Genomic DNA, 1,167 nt, shown 5'->3' with positions numbered 1-1,167 from the left:
CGGCCTCGCCGCCCTCTCCCCCCGCTACCGCCTCGTCGCGGGCGGCGCACTCGCGGTCGTGGCGGCCGTCGCCGCCGTGCACCTCGGCATGGTGTTCCTGAGCCTCGCCCCCGCCAACACCGTGAGCAAGCGGCACGCCAAGGCGGTGGAGGGCTGGGTGTACCCGGAGTTCGAGCAGAACTGGAAGCTGTTCGCGCCGAACCCGCTGCAGCAGAACGTCGCCGTGCAGGTCCGCGCTCAGATCCGGGGCGAAGGCGGTGACCTGCGCACCACCGGCTGGACCGACCTGTCCGCCGAGGACGGCGCCGCCATCGACGGCAACCTGCTGCCCAGCCACACCCAGCAGAACGAGCTGCGCCGCGCCTGGGACTTCCTCGGCACCACCCACGGCACCGACAACCGGCCCGTGGGCGTGCGCGGGGCGCTCTCCGAGCAGTACGTGCGCCGGATAGTGGTGCTGCGCCTGCGGCGGGACGAGGGCCTCGACCGTGCCGGAACCATCGAGCGTGTGCAAGTGCGTTCCCGCACCGTCAATGTGCCCCCGCCCGAGTGGAGCCGGGAGAAGGTCTCCACCAGTCCCGCCTACCGTGTGCTGCCCTGGTGGACGGTGACCGGTGACGAGACCGAGGCAGGTGCCCGATGAACCGGCTCTCCCAGACCTTCGCCCAGGGCGTCGAACGCGTCACCGGCGCGGCCCTCGGTCCGTACCAGAGCGCCGTGATCCGGATCGGGTTCGCCGGGACCTGGCTGGTCTTCCTGCTGCGCGAGTTCCCGCACCGCCAGGAGCTGTACGGGCCGGCCGGGCCCTGGAGCTGGAACCTGGCCCACCAGCTCATCGCCGACAACCACGCCTTCACCGTGCTGATGTGGTCCGGCAGCCGGCTCTGGTTCGAGCTCTGCTACCTCCTGGCGGTCCTGGCCAGTGCCGCGCTGCTGGTCGGCTGGCGCACCCGGACCGCCGCCGTGCTGTTCATGGTGGGGGTGCTCTCGCTCCAGAACCGCAGCGTGTTCATGGGGGACGGCGGCGACAACGTGCTGCACCTGATGTCCCTCTACCTGGTGTTCACCCGCTGCGGCCAGGTCTGGTCGCTGGACGCGCGCCGGGCCGGGCGCGCGGAGGCGGCACGCGCGCGTGGGGAGCGCGTTCCCGCCGACCGGGTGGGACCC

1 protein-coding gene and 1 pseudogene are annotated in these 1,167 nt (G+C 72.3%); both read left to right on the top strand.

The window, feature by feature from the left end; genetic code table 11:
• Window positions 1-643, top strand: a 643-nt coding sequence (locus tag GT030_RS23980; protein ID WP_161202874.1) for a DUF5819 family protein, incomplete at its 5' end; no start/stop codon positions are given.
• A pseudogene (locus tag GT030_RS23975) lies at window positions 640-1,167 on the top strand (HTTM domain-containing protein); the annotation flags it as partial. The gene GT030_RS23980 and the pseudogene GT030_RS23975, both read left to right, overlap by 4 nt.

Origin of the sequence: Streptomyces sp. SID1328, assembly GCF_009865595.1 — a bacterium.
In the GTDB taxonomy this organism is placed as follows: Bacteria; Actinomycetota; Actinomycetes; order Streptomycetales; family Streptomycetaceae; genus Streptomyces; species Streptomyces griseoluteus.
This window is presented reverse-complemented; position numbering and strand designations above follow the sequence as displayed.